Origin of the sequence: Anaerococcus sp. Marseille-P9784, assembly GCF_902500265.1 — a bacterium.
Lineage (GTDB): Bacteria > Bacillota > Clostridia > Tissierellales > Peptoniphilaceae > Anaerococcus.
The window spans coordinates 446,095-464,452 of the sequence record NZ_CABVOZ010000002.1; the positions used below are offsets into that span (position 1 = coordinate 446,095).

18 protein-coding genes are annotated in these 18,358 nt (G+C 32.0%); 4 read left to right on the plus strand and 14 right to left on the minus strand.

Annotated elements, in window-relative coordinates; translation table 11 throughout:
* Positions 1-46: 46 nt before the first annotated feature.
* Both GAN53_RS06005 and GAN53_RS06010 read right to left on the minus strand, forming a co-directional pair.
* Positions 47-304 (minus strand): Txe/YoeB family addiction module toxin, encoded by a 258-nt coding sequence (locus GAN53_RS06005; RefSeq protein WP_151409992.1) that lies wholly within the window; start codon positions 302-304, stop codon positions 47-49.
* Complete coding sequence (locus GAN53_RS06010; protein WP_151409994.1) at positions 301-555, minus strand: type II toxin-antitoxin system Phd/YefM family antitoxin; 255 nt, start codon at positions 553-555, stop codon at positions 301-303. Before GAN53_RS06010 ends, GAN53_RS06005 begins: the two co-directional genes overlap by 4 nt.
* Before the next feature lie 178 nt (positions 556-733).
* Between GAN53_RS06010 and GAN53_RS06015 the strand changes: the two genes are divergently transcribed.
* The 4 genes from GAN53_RS06015 (at position 734) to agaD (ending at position 3,505) form a co-directional block, all read left to right on the plus strand.
* Positions 734-1,309, plus strand: a complete 576-nt coding sequence (locus GAN53_RS06015) for a xanthine phosphoribosyltransferase (RefSeq protein WP_151409996.1) — start codon at positions 734-736, stop codon at positions 1,307-1,309.
* 111 nt (positions 1,310-1,420) lie between these two features.
* Entirely contained in the window at positions 1,421-1,894 is a 474-nt protein-coding gene (gene agaB, locus GAN53_RS06020; protein WP_151409998.1) for a PTS galactosamine transporter subunit IIB, read from the plus strand.
* A gap of 8 nt (positions 1,895-1,902) precedes the next feature.
* Positions 1,903-2,703, plus strand: coding sequence for a PTS galactosamine transporter subunit IIC (agaC, locus tag GAN53_RS06025; RefSeq protein WP_151409999.1), 801 nt, complete (start codon positions 1,903-1,905; stop codon positions 2,701-2,703).
* Complete coding sequence (agaD, locus tag GAN53_RS06030) at positions 2,693-3,505, plus strand: PTS galactosamine transporter subunit IID (RefSeq protein WP_151410001.1); 813 nt, start codon at positions 2,693-2,695, stop codon at positions 3,503-3,505. Before agaC ends, agaD begins: the two co-directional genes overlap by 11 nt.
* A gap of 51 nt (positions 3,506-3,556) precedes the next feature.
* Here the strand turns inward: agaD and GAN53_RS06035 are convergent, their stop codons facing one another.
* From GAN53_RS06035 to malQ, 12 genes are all read right to left on the minus strand, one after another.
* Positions 3,557-4,198 carry an HAD family hydrolase gene (locus GAN53_RS06035; protein ID WP_151410003.1) on the minus strand — a complete coding sequence of 214 codons (642 nt, stop codon included), beginning with the start codon at positions 4,196-4,198 and terminating at the stop codon, positions 3,557-3,559.
* A gap of 37 nt (positions 4,199-4,235) precedes the next feature.
* Positions 4,236-4,823, minus strand: coding sequence for a ribosome biogenesis GTP-binding protein YihA/YsxC (gene yihA, locus GAN53_RS06040; protein ID WP_151410006.1), 588 nt, complete (start codon positions 4,821-4,823; stop codon positions 4,236-4,238).
* A complete protein-coding gene (gene lon, locus GAN53_RS06045) occupies positions 4,820-7,150 on the minus strand; it encodes an endopeptidase La (protein WP_151410008.1) in 2,331 nt (776 codons plus the stop codon). The genes yihA and lon overlap by 4 nt, the downstream gene beginning before the upstream one ends.
* A 45-nt stretch (positions 7,151-7,195) precedes the next feature.
* Positions 7,196-8,416, minus strand: coding sequence for an ATP-dependent Clp protease ATP-binding subunit ClpX (clpX, locus tag GAN53_RS06050; RefSeq protein WP_151410010.1), 1,221 nt, complete (start codon positions 8,414-8,416; stop codon positions 7,196-7,198).
* 3 nt (positions 8,417-8,419) lie between these two features.
* Positions 8,420-9,013: an ATP-dependent Clp endopeptidase proteolytic subunit ClpP gene (gene clpP / locus GAN53_RS06055; protein WP_099321044.1), complete on the minus strand. Its 594-nt coding sequence runs from the start codon at positions 9,011-9,013 to the stop codon at positions 8,420-8,422.
* Positions 9,014-9,049: 36 nt separating this feature from the next.
* The gene (tig, locus tag GAN53_RS06060; protein ID WP_151410012.1) at positions 9,050-10,417 is read right to left on the minus strand and encodes a trigger factor; all 1,368 of its coding nucleotides are present in this window, start codon (positions 10,415-10,417) and stop codon (positions 9,050-9,052) included.
* Positions 10,418-10,483: 66 nt separating this feature from the next.
* Positions 10,484-11,794, minus strand: a complete 1,311-nt coding sequence (locus GAN53_RS06065) for a CCA tRNA nucleotidyltransferase (RefSeq protein ID WP_225791833.1) — start codon at positions 11,792-11,794, stop codon at positions 10,484-10,486.
* Entirely contained in the window at positions 11,781-12,743 is a 963-nt protein-coding gene (locus GAN53_RS06070) for a YbbR-like domain-containing protein (protein WP_151410014.1), read from the minus strand. The genes GAN53_RS06065 and GAN53_RS06070 overlap by 14 nt, the downstream gene beginning before the upstream one ends.
* A complete protein-coding gene (gene cdaA / locus GAN53_RS06075; RefSeq protein WP_151410016.1) occupies positions 12,730-13,545 on the minus strand; it encodes a diadenylate cyclase CdaA in 816 nt (271 codons plus the stop codon). Before cdaA ends, GAN53_RS06070 begins: the two co-directional genes overlap by 14 nt.
* Before the next feature lie 104 nt (positions 13,546-13,649).
* Positions 13,650-14,444, minus strand: coding sequence for a ZIP family metal transporter (locus GAN53_RS06080; protein WP_151410017.1), 795 nt, complete (start codon positions 14,442-14,444; stop codon positions 13,650-13,652).
* Between the two features lie 5 nt (positions 14,445-14,449).
* Complete coding sequence (locus GAN53_RS06085) at positions 14,450-16,849, minus strand: glycogen/starch/alpha-glucan phosphorylase (protein WP_151410019.1); 2,400 nt, start codon at positions 16,847-16,849, stop codon at positions 14,450-14,452.
* Complete coding sequence (gene malQ / locus GAN53_RS06090; RefSeq protein ID WP_151410021.1) at positions 16,842-18,350, minus strand: 4-alpha-glucanotransferase; 1,509 nt, start codon at positions 18,348-18,350, stop codon at positions 16,842-16,844. Before malQ ends, GAN53_RS06085 begins: the two co-directional genes overlap by 8 nt.
* Positions 18,351-18,358 lie beyond the last annotated feature (8 nt).

The window sequence follows — 18,358 nt, forward strand, 5'->3', positions numbered from 1 at the left end:
TAATAAAAATGATAAAAAAAGAGTATCAGCAAAAACCTAATACCCTCTATTCATAATGCTTAGCACATGAAATAATTATTAAATTATCATTTTCAACTTTATAAATCAACCTATCTTCAAGAGTAATTCTTCTTGACCAATAGCCTTGTAATTCATATCTTAAAGCTTCTGGTTTTCCCAAACCCTCATAAGGATTTCTCATAACATCTCTAATAATATTATTAAGTCTTTTTAAGGTTTTCTTATCATTTTTCTGCCGATACATATATTCCTCAAAGGCTTTCTCATGAAACATTATTTTCATTCTTCGATAAGATCCTTTTGAATTACTTTATCTTCTTCAACTTCTTTTGCTCTTTGAATTAAGTCTTTATAATAATCAGAATCACTCATTATATAGGAATTTTCAAGTAAATTATTATATTCTTCAAGACTTATCATAACAACATTTCTGTCATTTTTTCTTGTAACAAGAATAGTTTCGAGATCATCAATGGTTTTATCGCAATAATCTTTCAAATTATTTCTAAGTTCGCTATAATTTACAGCTAACATAAAATCACCCCTTTTGTTTTATTGTACGAAATTTTGTACATATTATCAATAGGATGTGTAAAAAAGATTAATTTATTAATTCTAATGAAAGATATAAAATTAATGTAAAGAATATATGGTTTTTCTACTACAACTAGTATAATCTAATGTAAGTAGAAGAAATTTATAAGGAGTAAGCATGAAAGCATTAGAAAATAAAATTTTAGAAGAAGGCATAGTTCTTGGCAATGATATATTAAAAGTCGATTCATTTTTAAACCACCAAATCGATGTTGAATTAATTGACAAAATCGGAGAAGAATTTGCAAATTATTTTAAGGACAAAAATGTAGATAAAATACTAACAGTAGAATCTTCTGGTATTGCCCCTGCTCTTGCAACTGCCCAAAGACTTGGGGTAAATTGCGTTTTTGCCAGAAAAAAACAATCCTTAACTACCGATGAAAATATCTACCATTCAAGTGTATATTCATTTACCAAACAAGTTATGAATGAACTTATAGTTTCAAAAAAATTCATAAATGAGGGTGAAAATATACTAATGATCGATGATTTCCTTGCCAATGGACAAGCAGCCAAGGGCATGATAGCAATTATAAGACAAGCTGGCGCAAATCCAGTTGGTTGTGGAATCGTAATAGAAAAATCTTTCTCCAATGGTAGACAAATCATAGAAGACATGGACATACCAGTTTATTCTCTAGCAAGAATTGCAAAGCTTGAACCAGGTAAGATTGTCTTTGAGGAAAATTAATAAGTATAAATTTAGGATATATTGCATAAAATCAGTGTATGTTATATATCCTATTTTTTATATTTGATTGAAATTTAGCTCAATGCTATAATTGTTTATAAGGAGGCTATTATGAACAATATTATTCTAACTAGAATTGACAACAGATTAGTTCATGGCCAAGTAGGCGTAACTTGGACAAAAAACTTAAATGCCAATCTAGTAATCGTAGCAAATGATGAAGTAGCAGAAGATAAAATTCAACAAAAGCTAATGACAGTCATTGCAAAAAGTCAAGGTTTTGACATTAGATTTTTCTCACTTGAAAAAACAGCTGCAATAATAGATAAGGCTGCTCCAAGTCAAAAAATCTTTCTAATTTGCAAAAATCCACAAGATGTTAAGACTTTGGTAGATAAGGGTGTAGAAATTAAAGACCTAAATGTAGGTAATATGCACCAATCAGAAGGCAAAAAGCAAATAAGCACAAAAGTTTACGCCGATGATGCTGAGATAGATTGCCTAAATTATTTATACAATAAGGGGATTAATATTTTTATTCAAGATGTCCCTGGCAAATTAAAAACTCAGTATCAAGTAATTTAGGAGTTATTATGAATCAAATATCTTTATTACAAGGAATTTTATTAGCCTTAATGGCTTTTATAGTAGGAATTGACTTCTGGCTTGAGGGATTATTTATCTTTAGACCTATTATAGTTTCTACCTTAACAGGGTTGATTTTAGGAGATGTAAGAATAGGACTAGTAACTGGAGGACTTACAGAGCTTGCATTTGCAGGACTTACACCCGCTGGAGGTACACAACCACCAAACCCAGTTATGGCTGGAATTATGGCAACAGTTCTTGCCTATACCACTGGCAAAAACGAAAATGAAGTAATAGGTCTTGCCTTGCCATTTTCTTTCCTAATGCAATATATTTTGCTATTTTATTATTCTATATTTTCATTTTTCAATGTAAAATTGGAAAAAGCTGCAGATAATGCAGACGGACAAAGTTTTAGAAAATATGCAATTATACCGATGATAATAGTAGCTATAACCTATGCTTTGGTAGTATTTTTATCTACCTATCTTGCTCAAGATCTAATGAGAAACTTAGTAAATTCTTTGCCAGAATGGTTAACACACGGCTTAGAAGTTGCTGGAGGGGTTTTACCAGCAGTTGGTTTTGCAATGCTACTTAATATAATGTTTAAATTAGAATATTTACCTTATTTAGTAATTGGTTTTATTCTAGCAACATTTATAGAATTTCCAAATCTTTTACCAATAGCACTAATTGGTGCTTCATTTGCCTTGATAACTTACTTTAGAGAAAAAAATAACGCAAATGCAAATAAAGAAGTTTTTCTAACAGATGAAAAGGAGGATTATAGTAATGGAATATAATGATAAAGTTAAAGAAAAAGTTTTAACAGACAAAGATATATCAAATCTTGCCTTAAGATCTACCCTACTTCAAGCTGCATTCAACTACGAAAGAATGCAAGCAGGTGGTTGGGAACTTGCAATGTTACCAGCTCTTGAAAAAATATACAAGGACGATAAAGAAGGTCTTTCTATTGCTATGAACGATAACCTTGAGTTTATGAACACTCACCCTGTTTTGGCTGGATTTCTAATGGGAATGCTTATATCTTTATATGAAAGTGGAGAAAATAGAGAAACAATAAACGGTCTTAGAGTTGGACTCTTTGGACCACTTGCAGGCATTGGCGATTCCTTGTTATGGTTTACCTTATTGCCAATTGTCGCTGGTATTACAGCTTCACTTGCTCTTGAGGGGAATATAGCAGGTCCTATAATCTTTTTCATAATTTATATCTTAGTTTACTTGTTGAGATTTCCTCTAACCAAAGCTGGATATAAGCTTGGTATAAACGCCTTAGATTTTTCTTCAGAAGAATCTGCCCTTATATCAAAAGCTGCAACAATTCTTGGTATGACAGTTATTGGAGCATTAATTGCTTCATACATCAATATAGATGTTCTAGCAACCATACAAACAGCTGCAGGCAATACAGTAAGTATTCAAACTGATTTACTAGATAAAATTATGCCAAATATTTTGCCAATAGGATATACTTTCTTATTATTCTATTTCCTAAGGAAAAAACACGTTAGTCCAATCATGCTAATAGTTGTAACTTTCGTATTAGCACTAATTTTATCCTTATTAGGAATACTTTAGAAGATTTAAAAAACCCACTTTTAGGAAAATTTCTAAAAGTGGGTTTTTAAATTATTTTATTTTATCAATTACTTTAGCTAGATTTTCTAATTCTCTATTTGCTTGAAATGATTTTTCAAAACTTGAATCGTGGATTATATAATAATCCATCAAAGATTTTTGGCAAGCTAGATAACCATTGTAGGAATCTTCTAATATTAAGGCTTGGTCTTTGGAAACTCCTGCTTTTTGGGCTGCTTTGATAAAAATTTCTGGATCTGGCTTACTATTTTTTACATCTTCTCCAGAGATTATAAATTCAAAATAATCAGAAATATTTTCTTTATCTATTAGATATTCAATCTTATCTCTGTCATTTGATGATGCTATGCAGGCTCTTATATTATTTTCTCTTAGGAATTCCAATAATTCATCTAAGCCTTCTTTTTTTATGCTTTCATCGTATGTTTTTAGCCAATTATCTCTGTATGCCTCTAAATCATTTCTTAATTCTAGGACTTTTTCTTCAGTGCCTAGGTATTTTTTTAGCACTTTTCTTATTGTGCTTTCATTTAGTCCAGAAATCTTTGACCTTAATTCATCATCAAAAGTTAAATCATATTTGTCATCAAGGCTTTCCCAGGACTTATGATAGATTATTTCTGTATCTAACATTAGTCCATCCATATCAAATATTACTAACTTATATTTCATTAATTCTCCTTTTCTAAATCACAATTTCACTTTTTATCTAACTATTTACTATTACTTCAACTTGCTCATTTATTACATCTATGTTGTGACCTGTTTCAGAGCTATAAACAAAAATCAGACCGTCATCTTCAATATTTAACTTTTTCATTATTTGATTTTTGTGTTTTTGCAAGTTTCCCTTTGAAATTTTGTCGTATTTTGTGGCTATGATAAAGCCTGTAAAGCCAGAATCTATGATCCACTCATACATTTGCAAATCAAGATCTGTCGGCTCGTGTCTGATATCTACCAAGAGAAATACTTCTTTGAGATTTTCTCTTAGATGCAAATATTCGTTTATTAGCTTATCCCATTTGTCTTTTTCGGTCTTGCTAACTTTAGCATAACCATAACCAGGCAAATCGACAAGTCTAAATTTATTGTCTATATTATAAAAATTAATTGTCCTTGTTTTGCCAGGCTTTGATGAAGTTCTTGCAAGATTTTTTCTATTTAGAAAAGTGTTTATAAAGGTTGATTTGCCAACATTAGATCTGCCAACAAAGGCTATCTCACAAAGCTCATCTTTGGGCCATTGAGATTTAAAACCTGCCACTTGTTGAAGTTTTATTTCCTTAAATTTCATATCAAAGCCCTATCCAAAACTTGGGAAACATTGGAAACTTCTATGAAATTAATCTTATCTCTAATTTCTTTTGGTATATCTAAGGTGTCTTTTTTGTTTTTTTCTGGAATTATCACATCTCTTATCCCATAGGCGTAAGCTGCAAGAGCTTTTTCTTTTAGGCCACCAATTGGTAAAACATCTCCAGTTATTGTAACTTCACCAGTCATCGCTATATCTTTTCTAACTTTTTTGCCTGTTAGGGAAGAAACCATGGCAGTTGTCATGGTTATTCCTGCAGATGGACCATCTTTTGGTGTCGCTCCTTCTGGCACATGAACGTGGATATCTTTATTTTCGTAAAATTTGCCACGAATTCCTAAGTCTCTTGCATTTGATCTTATATAAGTCATTGCAGCTTGACCTGATTCTTTCATTACATCTCCAAGAGATCCTGTAAATTCCACATTTCCCTTGCCATCCATGACATTTGCCTCAATGGTTAGCATAGTTCCACCCACAGATGTCCAAGCAAGTCCATTTGCAACTCCAACCTTATCAACGGTTGAAATGTGGTCGTCAAAAAATCTTTCTCTGCCTAAATATTTTTCATAATTTGCCATGGTGACTTTGACAGATTTTTTGCCCTTTAGGATTTCCTTTACTGCACGCCTGCAAATTTTATCTATAAGACGTTCCAATTCTCTAACGCCAGCTTCTCTGGTGTAATTTTTGATAATTGTTTCTATAACTTTGTCAGAAATTGAAAGTTCTTTTTCATTTAATCCATTTTTTTCTAATTCTTTGCCTATCAAATATTTTCTAGCAATATTTTCTTTTTCGCTCATGGTGTAACCAGAAATCTCTATTATCTCTAGCCTATCGTAAAGCGGATCAGGAATTTCGTTTGGGTCATTGGCTGTAGTTATGAAAAATACATCGGATAAATCAAAGGCAATATCAAGATACCTATCTATGAATTTGTCATTTTGTTCAGGATCGAGAACTTCTAATAAGGCTGATGATGGATCTCCCTTAAAATCTGACCCTAATTTATCAAGCTCATCTAGCAAAAATACTGGATTATTAACTCCAGCTCTGTTGATATTTGTAAGGATTCTTCCAGCCATTGCTCCTACATAAGTTCTCCTGTGACCTCTTATCTCGCTTTCATCAGTTACTCCACCCAATCTCATGGTTACAAATTTCCTATTTAAGGCACGAGCTATAGATTTGGCAATCGAAGTTTTTCCAACTCCTGGAGGGCCAACTAAACAAATTACAGATCCTTGGTTGTTTTTATTTTTGATTCTTACTGCTATTGATTCTAGAATTCTTTCTTTGACCTCATCAAGACCGTAATGATCTTCGTTTAGGATTTGTTCAGCTCTTCTTATGTCTAGTAAGTCTTTTGATTTTTTGGACCAAGGAAGATTTGCCGCAAATTCTAAATAGGCGCTTATAACTCCATAATCAGGAGACATTTCAGGTATGGATTCTAGTCTTGAAAGATCTTTGAATAGGGATTTCTTGCTGTCTTTGTCTATTTTTAGCTTTTCAATTTTTGCCCTTAATTCGTCTGTTTCGCTTTCAAATTCACCAGTTGTTTCGTTGAGTTCTTTTTTTATTACATCGATTTTCTCTCTAAGATAGTATTCTTTTTGGGATTGGTTGATATTATCTTGGACTTCCTGGTCAATTTCAATGCTTAGATTTTTTAGGTCAATTTCTTTACAAAGAATTTGGTGAAGAAGAGTTAATCTTTTTTCACTATCAAGTTCTTTTAGCAAATCGTAATATTCATTGGCTTTTAAATCCAAATGATAGATAATTATATCGGCAAGTTTATGAAGATTTGACACTTCTCCTATGGAAAATACTGATTCGTCGTAAATATTGCCATCAAGTTCGACATATTTTTTAAAATCATCTATCAATAATTTTCTCAAAGCTTCTTTTTTTGCTGTTATTTCTTCATTTTCTTCGATATATTCATATTGGCTGACTTTGGCCTTGTAAAAACCTTCGGCTATCCTAACTTCTTCGATTTTTCCAATTGCTTTTGCACTTACATACACTCTTATATCGCCATTTGGAAGATTAAAGGATTCCTTAATGCTAACTACCATTCCATAATCATAAAGGCTATCTGAATTTGGATTTTCGTCAAAAATATTTTTTTGATTTACAAGAAAAACATCAGTGTTTCGTAAATTTGCATCTTCTATAGCTTTTTTTGATATAGATCTTGCGCAATCAAAATTTAGGATGGTGTTAGGAAAGGCCCATAATCCCCTAAGCGGGATAAGAGGATATTCACTTTTACTTATTTTATAAACATCATTCATTATTATTTCTCTTTCAAAAAAGGGAATGGCAACCATCCCCTTATCTTATCTTTTCTTATATTTTAGTTTACTCTTATCGTTAATGGATTCTTTTGTTACTACAACTTCTTTTATATCGGTTTTGGATGGGATTTCATACATCACATCTAATAGTAAATCTTCAAGTATAGTTCTAAGTCCACGAGCACCAGTTTTTTGTTTTATAGCCTTATCAGCTATAGCTTTTAGGGCATCATCTTCAAAAGTTAGCTTGACATTATCCAATTCAAGCATCTTTTGGTATTGTTTAACAAGTGAATTTTTTGGCTCTTTTAGAATTCTAACTAGTGCGTTTTCGTCCAAACTATCTAAGGTAACAATAATTGGAACTCTTCCTACAAATTCTGGAATTAGACCATATTTTAGTAAATCTTCGGTATTGACATCGGATAGATTTGCCTTATGATCAGAAGGTTTTATGTCAGCTCCAAATCCTATAGTTTTTTGAGCTTGTCTTCTGTTGATTATATCTTCAATTCCGTCAAAAGCTCCACCTAGGATAAATAAAATATTTGTAGTGTCAACCCTAATATATTCTTGACTTGGATGTTTTCTGCCTCCTTGTGGAGGAACATTAGCTTCAGTTCCTTCAATTAGCTTTAATAAAGCTTGTTGAACTCCCTCACCAGATACATCACGAGTTATGGATGGATTTTCACTTTTTCTAGTGATTTTATCGATCTCATCTACATAAATTATTCCATGCTCAGCCAAGTCAATATCATAATCAGCAGCTTGTATGAGCTTTAAGATAATATTTTCAACATCTTCTCCTACATAACCTGCTTCTGTAAGGCTTGTCGCATCTGCAATGGCAAAAGGAACATTTAGCTTTCTAGCAAGTGTTTGGGCAAGTAGTGTTTTTCCAGAACCAGTTGGGCCAAGCATAAGAATATTTGACTTGTTAAGCTCAACATCATCGTTAGTTTTATTAGAATTTATTCTCTTATAGTGGTTATAAACAGCTACAGCTAAGATTTTTTTGGCTTCTTCTTGACCTATAACATATTCATTTAGAAATTCATTTATCTCTACTGGTGTAGATAGATCAATTTCTGTAAAATCATCTTCGGGATTTTCTTTGCTATCAAAATCAATTATTTGCTGGCATAAGGCGACACATTCGTTACAAATGTATACATCTGGTCCTGCAATTAGCCTTTCAACTTGTGAGCTATCTTTGCCACAAAAAGAGCATCTCATATCATCAGATTCTAAATTTGCCATTATCTACTTACTTTCTATAACTTTGTCAATCAAGCCATATTCTAAAGCTTCGCTAGCTGTCATGGAAAAATCTCTATCTGTATCTTTTTCGATTTTTTTAAGAGTTTGACCAGTATTAGCTGCCAAAATTTTATTTAATCTATCTTTAATCTTAATGATTTGCTCAGCTTGGATTACAATATCAGAAGCTTGACCTTGAGCTCCACCTGATGGTTGATGGATCATTATGTTAGAATTTGGCAAAGAAAATCTTTTGCCTTTTGCACCTGAGGATAAAAGTACAGCGCCCATGCTTGCAGCTTGGCCTATACAAATCGTTGAAACATCTGGCTTGATATAGTTCATAGTATCATATATAGCAAGTCCACTTGTTACAACTCCTCCTGGTGAGTTTATATAAAATTGTATGTCCTTATCTGGATCTTCACTTTCCAAAAATAACAATTGAGCTATGATTATATCACTCATTTGATCGTTGACTTCGCCAGATAGGAAAATTATCCTATCTTTTAAAAGTCTTGAATATATATCATAGGCTCTTTCGCCCCTATTAGTTTGCTCAACAACTGTTGGAACTAAATAATTTCTAGTATTCATACAAATCTCCTTTAAATTTATAATGGAGTTTGATATCTACTTTTCTTCGCTTTCTTCTTTAGATTCTTCTTTGTGATCGTCATTTTCAGCAACAGCCTTATGATATTCTTCATGAGGCAAAGCTTTTGCTTTTTCTACTAAAAATTCAACTGCTTTACGTCTTTTAATATTTTCTTTTACTGTATCGTTTGATACGTTCTTTCTAAAGATTTCTTTGAATTTTTCGATATCGTCAACACCATACATTTTAGCTGACTCGTTGATTTCTTCTTCAATTTCTTCATCTGTTGCATCAAAGCCTTCTTTTAGGGCAACTTCATCTATAACTAAGTTTGCTTTTACTTTTGCAATAGCAGAATTTCTATATTGACTTCTAATTTGGTTTATATCCATCTTAGTCATTTCAATATATTGGCTTAGAGAAATACCCATTTGTTGAAGTCTTTGGTCAAGATTTTGCATTTCAATATCAATTTCATTTCTAATCATTGATTCTGGTGCGGAAACTTCACTTAATTTTACCAAAGCATCAACTGCTTGATTTTGCATAATATTTGTTCTATTGTTTTCTTTTTCTTCTTTTATTTTTTCTCTTAAATCATTTTTAAGTTCATCAAGAGTTTCAAATTCTGAAATATCCATAGCAAATTCATCGTCAATTTCAGGAAGTTCTTTTTCTGTAATTGAGTTGATTTCTACTTCAAATTTTGCATCTTTGCCTTGGAATTCTTTTGCTTGATAATCTTTAGGGAATGTTACATTAACATCAAATTTGTCGCCTTTTTTGTGACCTACAACTTGATCTTCAAAGCCTTTTATGAAAGTGTTTGATCCTAATTCTAGATCATAATCTTCAGCTTTTCCACCTTCAAATCTTTCCCCATCAAGGAAACCATCAAAATCAATATTTACTGTATCTCCCATTTTTGCTTCTCTATCTTCAACTGGGACGATTCTAGCATTTTCTTCTTGTTCTTTCTTTAGACGATTATCTATATCTTCATCTGTAACATTTGCGTCAACTTCTTCGATAATCATTTTATCGTAATCGCCTAAAACTGGATGAGGTTTAGTTTCAACATCTACTTTAAAAGTAATGTCTTTTCCTTTTTCTATATCATCAAGATCTACATTTGGTTGGTCAATTACTTCTAAGCCTAATTCTTCAACTGCTTTTTGGTAAGGCTCTGGAAATACTATTTGGATTGCTTCATCATAAAAGATTTCTGGGCCGTACATTTTTTCTAAAATTCTTCTTGGTACGTGACCTTTTCTAAATCCATCTAGTCTATATCTATTCTTATTTTTGTTATAAACTTTATTTATAGCCTTTTCAAATTCATCATAAGCTACTTCAAATTCAAATTTTGCTAAATTATTTTCATGAGATTTTAATTCTGTCATTTATTCCTCCTGCTTGATAGCTACTCATTTTTCTAATATACTCTAAAATATTTATCTATCAATATTTTACCTATTTTCTTTAATATATTTTATAATATCATCTTTATTATTTTTTAATTTTTCATCATAAATTAAATTTTCTATCTCTTTTAATTTATTTCCTAACTCTACTCCTTCTTTGTAACCTAGAAGAATTAGATCTTTGCCATTTATGGCAATTTCACTTCTATTTTTGGGAATTTCATCGTTTTTTACTTCTTCTAAAATTTTTAATCCCAAATCTATATTGGAAGCATCGCTAAAAGTTGTGCTTAAAACATCTGCTTTTTGTAAATCAAATAAATTAAGCAAATTTTCTTCTCCTAGATTTCTTAGAAGTTTTCTAACAGATTTTTTGGTGTAAGTATTGGTATTATCCATATGACGCCTTACTAAAATTGTCGTATCTTCTATAAACTTGTTGGAGTATTTAAGAATCTTTAACCTTTCTCTTAGGGAATTTTCAGAAACTTTCTGGTGGCCAAAAAATCTCCCTTCACCATTTTCGTCTAAGAAAAATGTGTCAATTTTGCCTACATCATGGTAAAGAGCTGCCATTCTAATATTTAGATTGGCCTTTGTCTTATCCAAAACATTTAAGCTGTGGTTGTAAACATCGTCTTTGTGAAAAGTTGAATGTTGGTTAAAGCCTTTAGTTCTAAAAACTTCTGGAAAGATAAATTCTAAAAGTCCCAGCTCATCTAAAAGTCTAATGCCCCTTGATGGTTTATTAGAAAGAAGAATTTTATTTATTTCTTCTCTTATTCGCTCTTTAGAAATTTCATTGATACTACTTGCCTTGTTTTTTATGGCTTTTTTTAAATTTTCTTCTATTTGAAAATCAAGGCTTGTAGCAAATCTTACTGCTCTTAGCGATCTTAGTAAATCTTCGTTTATCCTAGCTACTGGATCTCCGACAGCTCTTATTGTTTTTGTTTTTAGATCGCTTTTGCCATCAAAAGGATCGATAATTTTGCCCTTTCTTTTTGCCATGGCATTTATGGTAAAATCTCGTCTCTTAAGATCTTCCAATATATCTTTTGTAAAATCTACTTTATCTGGATGTCTTTTGTCCTTATAAGAAGATTCTTTTCGCATTGTGGTGATTTCATATTCAAAATCATAGTAGATAACTTTTATAGTCCCAAATTTTTTGCCTATATCAACAGTTTTATAATCCTTAAATACTTCAAGAATTTCTTCTGGCAAGGCTTGGGTTGATATGTCTACGTCATGACTTTCTTTATTTAGCAGACTATCCCTAAGACAGCCTCCTACAAGATAGGATTTATAGCCTTTTTCTTCTAGTAATGTTAAGATTTCATCATTGCTTATCATTTTCATCTTCTTTAGGAATTGGGATTTTTCTCATTTCTATTTTGTAGTTTACCTTGTTTTCTCCATTATAAATTTCTACTGATTCTGGTAAGTCAAGTTCAACTTCCCCTGAAGCATTGTATCTTAGGCCATTGATGTTTAAAGGTTTGGTTAATATTTCCTCAGTTTCTTTTATCACTGATTCAGGTGCTTTTATTACAATGCTTTCTGGATTAACGGTTCTTGAAACTTCCTCATATAAGTTATTTACATCGCCAAAGGTATTCAATTTTATTTTTACTTTCTTGGTTTCATAAACTTTAAAGGAAATATTTACATCTTCATCTGATTTTTTGACATCTCCAATAGGATTTCCAGACCTGTCTACAACTTGCAAGTTAAGATTATGAACTTTTCCATCTAAGAGATTAAGATCATCGACTTTCACTTCGCATCTATCAACCTTGTTTATAAGGCTTGCAGGGCCTTTTACCGTTATTTCTTTAGGTTTTAGGTCGTTTACTTCGACAATTCTTCCATCTTTTATGTTGTCATTTATTGTTAGATTTACTGGCAATTTTTTTGTTATTAGCTTTTGTATATTTAAGTTAATTTGGTTTGGATCACTATTTTCAACACTTACACCTGATGGAGTGTCAACTTTTATAGACAAAGATTGGATTCCTTCTCTTAGGTCAGAAATATCTACTGATGCGTAAATATTTTCTGCTTTTAGTCCTATAATTTTTTCTCTTGAACCTTTTAATTTTACGGTTGTTGTGAAGCTTTGATCTCCTCCAACTATTACATAGCCCGATTTTTCCAAATTTTCTTGGTTTTTAATTACAACTGGAATTGATCTAAAGACTTTGTTGACAGTTGGATTTGTGGAATTTATTACAAAAGTCCACATAAATATTGCCACAATTACTGATAGGATTTTTAGTTTATTATCGTTATTTTTCATCATTTTCGCCTTCTTTATTATCATTAATCGGTTCAAATGTTAAATCTTTTTTAAGTCTAAGACTTAGCGACTCGCTATCAAAGTATCTGTCAATTCTTCCAGCTTCAATAACTGAAATATTGCCTGTTTCTTCTGAAACGACTAATACTATGGAATCTGATCTTTCAGATATTCCAACAGCAGCTCTGTGTCTTGTTCCTAATTCTTTTGAGATTGTGTTAGAATTTGATAATGGCAAATAACAAGCTGCGGCTATAATTTGATTATCACTTATTATTACCGCTCCATCGTGTAAGGGAGTATTTGGAATAAAAATATTTATCAAAAGCTCACTTGAAACATCTGCATGAAGCTCTGTTCCACTTTCTACTATGTCATTTAGTCCAACTTCTCTTTGCAAAACAACCAAAGCGCCTATTTTTTGTCTTGATAGGGAGCTTGCTGCATTTACAAGTTCGTTTATGGTTTTCTCGCTTCTTTTTGCTCTTTCGCCTGTTAGAATTGACTTACCTCTTCCTATTCTCTCTAGGGCAGATCTAAGCTCAGGTTGAAATACAACTATGATAAATACAAGTGCTACTGTCAAAAATTGGTTCATTACCCAGCCAACTGTATTTAGGTTTAAAATATCGGCCAAGGATGCAAATAATAATACAATTATAAGTCCATTTAATACTTGCTCAGCTCTTGTATTTCTTAAAAGTGAAAATAATTTGTAGACTGCAAAGGATATTATCGCTATATCTATAATATCTGTCACTCTTATTAATGATATTGAATTCATAAAATTTGATAGATAATTCATATGTTTCCCCTTTTTATGCTCTACTAATATATTACTATTTTTTAAGGCTAAATGATAGTAAATATAATAAAAAAGCACTCACAAAAAAGTGAGTGCAAAATATTTTAGCCTAGCATTACATCTAAGATCATCATTATTACAAAACCTGCGGCAGAACCTAAAGTTCCTACATTGGTATGGCTTTCGCCTTCGCCTGTTGCTTCTGGGATTAGTTCTTCAACAACTACATAAAACATAGCACCTGCAGCAAAGGCCAATAAATATGGTAATATTGGAATCATTATTTGTGATAGCAAAATTGTTATAACCGCAGCTATTGGTTCAACTGCTCCAGAGCCAACACCTGCCCAGAACGCTTTATTTTTGCTAGTTCCTACGGTTTTTAATGGCATAGAAATTATAGCTCCTTCTGGGAAATTTTGTATGGCAATTCCTATAGCTAAAACCAAAGCTTGGGTCATGGTTATCTTGCCATGGCCATAAATAACTCCCGCAAAGGAAACTCCAACTGCCATCCCTTCTGGTATGTTGTGGATTACTACAGCTAAAACCATCATGGTAGTTCTTCTCAAACTTTCATTTTTTAAACCTTCAGGTTTATCGGAATCTATGTGTTGGTGAGGTATTGCACTATCTAAAAATAATAGGAAAAATATACCTATCAAAAATCCAATCGCAGCTGGAATCCAAGACATTCTGCCCATTTTCTCATCTACCATTTCCATGGCAGGTATCAAAAGTGACCAAATGCTTGCTGCAACCATAACTCCTGCTGCAAAACCTGACAAGGCTTTTTGAACTTTTGGGTTAATTTCATCTTTCATGAAAAAAACACAAGCAGCACCTAAAGTTGTTCCGATGAAAGGAATTAATATGCCCAAAATTACTTCTTTATTCATTAGCTTTATTTATATTCTTTGTAAGAAGGAGAATCTATCTTCCAAATTTCATCTGCATAATCAATAATTGTTCTATCTGATGAGAAGAATCCAGCGTTGGCGATATTGATTAAGCATTTTTTAGACCAAGTTAACTTATCTCTGTAATCGTAATTTATTTCTTCTTGGGTTTTCCTATAAGACTCAAAATCTTCTAAAACATAGTATCTATCAGCACGAGAAGAATCTTGTGGGTTGATAAGTTCATTATATATATCTAAGAACATAAATGAGTTATTATCACAAAGCTCTCCATTTACTAGTGCATCGATGGCATTTTTTAAATTAGGATCTGTTTGGTAAAGTTTTAAAGGATTATAAGTTTTTTCAATCGCATTTAATTCCTCTACAGTTCTTCCAAATCTATAATTATTTTCTTCGCCAGCTTTTTCAAATATTTCTATATTTGCTCCATCATAAGTTCCAAGTGTCAAGGCTCCATTTAGCATAAATTTCATATTACCAGTTCCACTTGCTTCTTTGCCAGCTGTGGAGATTTGCTCTGATACATCAGCTGCTGGATAGATTTTTTCTCCATAGGAAACTCTAAAGTTTTCTACAAATACAACTTTCATTTTTTCATTTACATCTGGATCATTGTTTACAACTCTTGCAACTTCGTTGGCAAGTTTTATAAAAGCCTTTGCCCTAAAATATCCAGGAGCAGCTTTACCACCAAAGATGAAGGTTGTTGGATAAAAGTCCATATCAGGATTTTCTTTTAGCTTATGGTAAAGATAAATTATATGGAGGATGTTAAGATGTTGGCGTTTGTATTCGTGAATTCTTTTTACTTGTATGTCAAATATAGAATTTGGATTGATTTTTATACCCTCATTATCCAAAATATATTTTGCAAGTTTGTTTTTATTTTTTTGTTTGATTTGCCAAAGCTCTTCTAAAGTTTCTTTGTCATCAGCATATTTTTCTAAGCCCTTTAATTTTTCAAGATGATATTTCCAATCATCACTTCCAAGTTTTTTGCTTATAAAGTTAGCTAGATCCCTATTTGAATATAGTAGCCATCTTCTTGGTGTAATTCCATTTGTCTTGTTGTTAAATTTGTAAGGATATATTTTATACCAGTGTTTAAAGGTGTCATCTTTAAGGATTTGTGTATGAAGCTCTGCTACTCCATTTATGGAAAATCCAACGTAAATTGCTAAGTTTGCCATGTGAACTTGATTATCTATAACAATTCTATAAGGATTGATGTCAGATTCATTCATGCCTTTTTCTTTAAATTCCTTTATTAGTGCATTGTTGATTTGATAGATAATTTCCAAACACCTTGGAGAAACTTCGCTAACTATGTCAATAGGCCATTTTTCGATAGCTTCTTGTAAGACAGTATGGTTGGTAAAGGCAAAAACTTTTTTAGAAATTTCTAAGGCTTCATTAAAGTTAAGACCATTTTCATCTACTAAAACTCTTATTAATTCTGCTATTGCGATATTAGGGTGAGTGTCGTTTAGTTGAATTACATGGTATTTGTGGAAGTTTTCAAAGCGCATATCATCTGAAAAATATCTCTTGTATTTTGCTACTAAGTCCTGGATAGAAGCTGAAACAAAGAAATATTGTTGTTTTAGTCTTAATAATCTTCCAGCTCTTTGAATATCATTTGGATATAGAACTCTTGTTATATCTTCAGCTCTATTTTTTTCTTCAACTGCTGCATCGTATTCAAAATTATTAAATTTATCAAATTGAAATTCTTCAAAAGGTTCACTTTGCCATAGGCGAAGAGTATTAACTTTGCCATTTTCTAAGCCAACTACAGGCATATCGTAAGGAACAGCTTTAACTTGTTGATCTCTAAAGTTTACTATTTTTGAATCAGAGTCAACTCTTATTGACCACTCATCTCCATCTTTTAGCCAGCTATCCCCTTCTTCTTTTTGGAAACCATTTTCAAAAGACTGCTTAAATAGGCCTTCTCTATAGCGAACTCCATAGCCGTACATATTAATATTTTGAGTTGCTGCTGAGTCCATAAAGCAAGCGGCAAGTCTTCCTAAACCACCATTTCCTAGTGCTGCATCATCTTCATAGTCTTCAATGGCCTCAAAGTCAATTCCTATGGAATTAAGTAATTCTTTAACTTCATCATAAATTCCAAGATTTATTAAATTGTTGCCTAAAGATCTTCCTATTAAAAATTCAGCTGAGAAATAGTAAGCTGATCTTTCATATCTGGACTTAGATTTTGATAGTCTCCATTCTCTGTTGATTCTTTGCATGATTGTATCGCAAAGTGCATCATATTTGTCTTTTTCGCTCGTTTCATCAAAACTTTTTAGTGTTATTCTTTGCAGATTTTCTATATAATCTTCTACAAATTTATCTTTCTGATTCTTATCCATTGTACCTCCCATACAATTTTGACATTTCTTTTATTTTTGATGCCAATTCTTCTGTAAAATCTTCTTTTTTTGCTCTCCATTTCCAATTATCGCCTAAAGTTCCAGGCCTATTGATTTGTGAAGTATTATCAAATTCCAAGAAATCTTGGATTTCAAAAATTGCTACATCAGAAACTGATGCCATCAAATTTCTAATGATTTTCCAGGAATAATTATCATCTTCGTCTAAGTCAAAGTATCTTTCAATTAAATCTAGCTCTTCCTCATCCATCTCGTCAATCCAACCTTTTAGAGTCGAAGAATCGTGAGTTGAAGAATAAACTATGGAATTTCTTTTATAGTTGTGTGGTAGATAATCACTATCAAAATTTTCTCCAAAGGCAAATTGAATTACATTCATCCCTGGCATAGCGTAGTGATCTTTTAGATCGTTGACTTCTTTGGTGATATAGCCTAAATCTTCAGCTATAAATTTGTTATCTGGGAAATTTTCTTTTATTAGGTCAAAAAGATCATAACCGTAAGCTTCTTCCCACTTACCGAATTTTGCATTTTCATCTGTTGCTGGAATTGCGTAATATTTTTCAAAACCTCTAAAATGGTCTAAACGAAGAAGATTGTAAGTTCTAAAAGCCATTTCTACTCTTTTTATCCAAAAATCAAATGAATTTTTTTTCATCTTATCCCAATCGTAGCAAGGATTGCCCCAAAGTTGACCATCTTCAGAATATGCATCTGGTGGAGCTCCTCCAACTATTAGTGGTTTTTTATCTTTTGGGTCAATTTGTAATATTTCAGAATTTACCCATGCATCAGAAGAATCGTAGGCCACATAAATTGGCAAATCTCCTATGATTTCAATATTTCTTCTGTTGGTGTATTCTTTAAGTTCTTCCCATTGTTTGAAGAATTCATATTGGATAAATACATAAAAATTAATATCTTCTTTGTGTTTTTTTCTAAATTCTTCTAGGGCTTTAGGATCCCTATCTCTTAGAGGTTGTTCCCATTCTACCCAGCTTATGTCAAGTTTATCTTTTTTGATTGCCATAAATAGAGCATAATCTTCTATCCAAAAGGCTTCTTTTTTTCTAAATTCTTTTATTTCTTTATCTAATTTTCCTTTTGAATTTTGATAGGCCTTTTCTAAGATTCTATATCTTAAATTATATTGGATGGCATAATCCACATATCTTTCATGATCGCCAAAATTTAGCGATTCCAAATCTTCTTTTCCCAAGAGTCCATCTTCAATTAGTAAATCCAAGTCTACAAAATAGGGGTTGCCTGCAAAAGATGAGAAAGACTGATAAGGGCTATCTCCATAGGAAGTTTGCCCTAGGGGTAAAATTTGCCAATATTTTATTGATGCAGCTGAAATAAAATCAACTACCTTGTAAGCATCTTTGCCAAATGTTCCTATTCCGTAGGGTGAAGGAATAGAAAATATAGGAATAATAACTCCATTTGATCTTTTTAGTCTTTCTTGTTTTATCGCCATTTCTTACT

What these genes read in the sequence shown, in the direction of transcription:
- clpX (WP_151410010.1), bottom strand. Translation starts at nt 8,416, where the DNA reads ATGGCAAATTTAGAATCTGATGATATGAGATGCTCTTTTTGTGGCAAA.
- agaC (WP_151409999.1), top strand. Translation starts at nt 1,903, where the DNA reads ATGAATCAAATATCTTTATTACAAGGAATTTTATTAGCCTTAATGGCT.
- GAN53_RS06085 (WP_151410019.1), bottom strand. Translation starts at nt 16,849, where the DNA reads ATGGATAAGAATCAGAAAGATAAATTTGTAGAAGATTATATAGAAAAT.
- GAN53_RS06010 (WP_151409994.1), bottom strand. Translation starts at nt 555, where the DNA reads ATGTTAGCTGTAAATTATAGCGAACTTAGAAATAATTTGAAAGATTAT.
- GAN53_RS06005 (WP_151409992.1), bottom strand. Translation starts at nt 304, where the DNA reads ATGAAAATAATGTTTCATGAGAAAGCCTTTGAGGAATATATGTATCGG.
- malQ (WP_151410021.1), bottom strand. Translation starts at nt 18,350, where the DNA reads ATGGCGATAAAACAAGAAAGACTAAAAAGATCAAATGGAGTTATTATT.
- GAN53_RS06080 (WP_151410017.1), bottom strand. Translation starts at nt 14,444, where the DNA reads ATGAATAAAGAAGTAATTTTGGGCATATTAATTCCTTTCATCGGAACA.
- GAN53_RS06070 (WP_151410014.1), bottom strand. Translation starts at nt 12,743, where the DNA reads ATGATGAAAAATAACGATAATAAACTAAAAATCCTATCAGTAATTGTG.
- tig (WP_151410012.1), bottom strand. Translation starts at nt 10,417, where the DNA reads ATGACAGAATTAAAATCTCATGAAAATAATTTAGCAAAATTTGAATTT.
- yihA (WP_151410006.1), bottom strand. Translation starts at nt 4,823, where the DNA reads ATGAAATTTAAGGAAATAAAACTTCAACAAGTGGCAGGTTTTAAATCT.
- GAN53_RS06015 (WP_151409996.1), top strand. Translation starts at nt 734, where the DNA reads ATGAAAGCATTAGAAAATAAAATTTTAGAAGAAGGCATAGTTCTTGGC.
- agaB (WP_151409998.1), top strand. Translation starts at nt 1,421, where the DNA reads ATGAACAATATTATTCTAACTAGAATTGACAACAGATTAGTTCATGGC.
- agaD (WP_151410001.1), top strand. Translation starts at nt 2,693, where the DNA reads ATGGAATATAATGATAAAGTTAAAGAAAAAGTTTTAACAGACAAAGAT.
- lon (WP_151410008.1), bottom strand. Translation starts at nt 7,150, where the DNA reads ATGAATGATGTTTATAAAATAAGTAAAAGTGAATATCCTCTTATCCCG.
- GAN53_RS06035 (WP_151410003.1), bottom strand. Translation starts at nt 4,198, where the DNA reads ATGAAATATAAGTTAGTAATATTTGATATGGATGGACTAATGTTAGAT.
- GAN53_RS06065 (WP_225791833.1), bottom strand. Translation starts at nt 11,794, where the DNA reads ATGATAAGCAATGATGAAATCTTAACATTACTAGAAGAAAAAGGCTAT.
- clpP (WP_099321044.1), bottom strand. Translation starts at nt 9,013, where the DNA reads ATGAATACTAGAAATTATTTAGTTCCAACAGTTGTTGAGCAAACTAAT.
- cdaA (WP_151410016.1), bottom strand. Translation starts at nt 13,545, where the DNA reads ATGAATTATCTATCAAATTTTATGAATTCAATATCATTAATAAGAGTG.